We start from the raw sequence: 3,779 nt of genomic DNA on the forward strand, positions 1-3,779 counted from the left end.
ACCCGGGTGTGAGCAGAACAGGCGAACGGCGACTTCGGCACACGGCAGTGGAGCGTGGCCAATCCCGCACCCCCGAACGTGACGCGCCGCATCCTGGGTGCGATCTGCTCCGCGTTGATGACATCGACCGTCACGAAGAGGAGGCCCACATCGGCCCTCTCTCAGGTGTCACCCGCGGAGCGGCTAGGTTCGGGTGTCTTCGAAGACTTGGAGGTAGCTCGATGTCCGCACTTCGATTGATCCGCCGCAGCTTCGCCGGCGCGGCCCTGGCTGGAGCCATCGCGATACCAGCCACTCTTGGCGTGACCAGTAGCGCCTCGGCCGGTAAGCCGACCGAGTCGAAGTTCACGCTCACCGTGGTACACAACAACGACGGTGAGTCCGATCTCCTCCCCAGCGAGCAAGACGCCGACCCCGGCGCGGGCAGCATCAGCCGCTTCGGATCCGTCGTCGAACAGTTGCGCCGCGAAGCGCTCACGGGTCCGACCAAGTCGAAGTCGAAGACCGGCGTGATCACGATCACCTCCGGTGACAACTTCCTCGCCAGCCCGGAGCTCCAGGCCAGCTTCGACAAAGGCGTTCCGTGGTACGACACGATCGCTCTTGACGCGATCGACTACGACGCGTTCGTCATCGGCAACCACGAGTTCGACTTCGGACCCGATGTACTCGCCAACTTCATCGAGGGCTTCGAGGGCGGCGACGACGTCTTCCTCAGTGCCAACCTCGACTTCTCGAACGAGCCGTCGCTGCAGGCGCTCGTCGACGAGGGCCGTATCGCCAAGAGCACCGTGATCAAGGAGCGCGGCGAGCGGATCGGGATCGTCGGCGCGACCACACCCGAACTAAACGAGGTGACCAGCCCAGGCGACGTCATCGTCGACCCCGACGTCGCCGGTGCCGTTCAGGCCGAGGTCGATGCCTTGACTGCGCAAGGCGTCGAGATCATCCTGGTGTCGAGCCACCTGCAGGACATCAACAACGAACTCGACCTCGTCACCGAGCTCACCGACGTCGACGCGATCATCGGTGGTGGCGGCGGCGAGGACATCGCCAACAATTACCCGCTCACGGCCGAGGACGCCGACGGCGTCATCGTTCCCGTCGTGACGGTGCCGGGAGATTACTTCGACGTCGGCCGTCTCGTGCTCGACTTCGACAAGGACGGCAACGTCATCGGGTTCGGAGGCGGCCTCGTTCCGGTCACCAGCGAAGCTCCGCAGGACCCGTTCCTGCTCGCCAACGTCGAGAAGCCGGTCGCGGACTATCTCGCAGAGCTCGGGCAGGACATCATCGCCACCAGCGAGGTCGGTCTCAACGGCGTCCGCGTCGACGTCCGCTCCCGCGAAACCAACGTCGGCAACCTCATGACCGACGGCATGCTTGCAGCCGCCACCGCCCGCGCCGGCGAGTTCGGTGCCCCACTGCCCGACGTCGCGCTACAAAACGGTGGCGGTATCCGCAACGATTCGGTGATCGGGCCCGGAGAAATCTCCATGCTCGACACGTTCGACATCGCGTCATTCGCCAACTTTGTGGCGGTGCTCGACCCAGTCTCGACGGCCGACTTCGTTGCCGCCGTCGAGCACGGTCTGTCGGGGTTGCCGAACGCTGCGGGTCCGTTCGCTCAGTGGGGTGGGCTCACGGTCACCTATGACCCGACTGCCACGGCTGGCTCGCGCGTGATCGATCTCGTCCTCGACGACGGCACCACCGTCGTCGAGGACGGCGGCATCGTGTCGGTCGACCCCGTCGTGGTCGCGACAATCGACTTCCTGGCTGGTGGCAATGACGGGTACGACATGTTCGAATCGTACGACTTCACCCAGATTGGCATCTCGTACCAGCAGTCATTGGCCGTCTACATCGAATCGCTCGGCACGATCACCGCATCTGACTATGCCGATCCGGTCAACATCGGAGAACGGACTCGGATCATTCCCGTTTGATCCGCAGCGGAAACAGCTCACGACGAACGGGTCCACGTACCGACATTTGTCGACGTCGGGCTGGTTCTGGTTGCCGAAAGCTCAATAGTCGCCGCCGTACCGGTCGCTGTGCACCCAAGACGTCCGCGATGATTTCCCGTGGCTCGGCGCCGGCCTCGGTGGCGTGCTGGCGCGGGGTTGATCCGTTGGATCGTCGCCGAGCCGCGGGGCTGAGTCGGCACCATTTTCGACGCACACCCGATCGTGTGCTCTATGGTCGTCGGTCGGTGGGGTCCCATGGCTCGATCCGCTCAGTCTCATCCGCTTTACATTGGAGAATCCCCGATGGTTCGTCGTTCTCGAAAGGGCAGCGCCCTCCTCGCCGTTGCCTCGCTCATCGCCGGGCTGCTCACGGCAGTCGGCGCGTCGCCTGCGTCGGCAGTGTCGACCGACCTGCTGCTCACGCAGTACGTGGAGGGGAGTGGTTTCAACAAGGCGATCGAGATCTCGAACCTGACCGGTTCGTCGGTGGATCTCTCGACGTACACCCTGGAGCTGTACAGCAACGGCAGCGCCACGGCGTCCAGCACGCAGACGCTCAGCGGCACACTTGCCGATGGTGACGCGTACGTGCTGGCAGGCACCAATCCGGCGGTCGATCCTGCGATTCTTGCGGTGGCCGACGCTACGTCCAGCACCGTCAACTGGAACGGTGACGATGCGATCGTGCTCCGCAACGACGGGGTCGTGGTCGATGCATTCGGTCAGGCCGGCTTCGATCCCGGCTCAGCCTGGGGAACGGGCTTGTTCTCCACGTTGAACAACACCCTCTGTCGCAACGCCGACATCGAGAACGGTGACACCGACCCCGGTGACGTCTTCGACCCGAGTGTCGAATGGACCGGACTCGGCCAAGACGTCTTCGACGGACTCGGCGAGATCGGCTGCGATGCACCGCCGCAGCCCCCAGCGGTCGTGCAAATCCACGAGATCCAGGGCGTCGGTCCGAGCGTGGCGATCACGACGCCGGTCGAGGTCACGGCAATCGTGACCAGCCTGTTCACGGCTTTCGATGTGCTCGATGGCTTCTTTATCCAGGAACCGGACCTCGAGGTCGACGGCGACGCCAACACATCGGAGGGCATTTTCGTTTTCTGCCGGGGCAATTGCCAAACGACGCTTGCGGTCGGTGATGAGGTGACCGTCACCGGCACGCCCGAGGAGTTCTTCGGGATGAGCCAGATCGACGTCGAATTCGGTTCCACGGTCGTGGAGAGTTCGGGCAATCCGTTACCGAGCCCGACGTTGATCGATCTGCCTGCTTCCGGCAGCACCGTGGCCGAGGCGACGTTCGAGACGATCGAGGGCATGATCGTGTCGTTCGCAGACACGCTGGTCGTCAGCGAGTATTTCGAACTGGCCCGCTACGGACAGGTCATCCTCACCGAGACCGCCCGCCCGTACCAGTTCACCGACGACAACGCACCGAGTGTGGCCGGATACGCCGCCTTCCTCGACGATCTCGCCACCCGCCGGATCATTCTCGACGATGACAACAACGGCCAGAACGATCCGGTCGTCGGCACCTCTGACGAGGCCTACTTCTACCCCAATTCGGGACTGTCGACGACCAACCGGTTCCGTGGCGGAGACACGATCACGAATCTGACGGGCGTGTTGCATTGGAGCTTCGCCGGCCAGCCGGGCACCGACGCGTGGCGGATCCGCCCGATCTCGGAGATCGACTACACCTTCACGCCGGCCAATCCGGCACCGGCATCTTTCGATGACGTCGGTGGTTCGATGACCGTCGCCAGCTTCAACGTGCTCAACTACTTCACGACGCTCGAC

2 protein-coding genes are annotated in these 3,779 nt (G+C 63.9%); both read left to right on the forward strand.

Features of this window, described 5'->3' with window-relative positions; genetic code table 11:
• The first annotated feature begins 302 nt into the window (after positions 1 to 302).
• A complete protein-coding gene (locus WBV89_RS05690; RefSeq protein WP_423980367.1) occupies positions 303 to 1,949 on the forward strand; it encodes a bifunctional metallophosphatase/5'-nucleotidase in 1,647 nt (548 codons plus the stop codon).
• Between the two features lie 324 nt (positions 1,950 to 2,273).
• Positions 2,274 to 3,779 (forward strand): lamin tail domain-containing protein (locus WBV89_RS05695; protein ID WP_423980368.1); only part of this gene is annotated, 1,506 nt, incomplete at its 3' end.

It is taken from the genome of Ilumatobacter sp. (assembly GCF_049588435.1).
GTDB lineage: Bacteria > Actinomycetota > Acidimicrobiia > Acidimicrobiales > Ilumatobacteraceae > Ilumatobacter_A.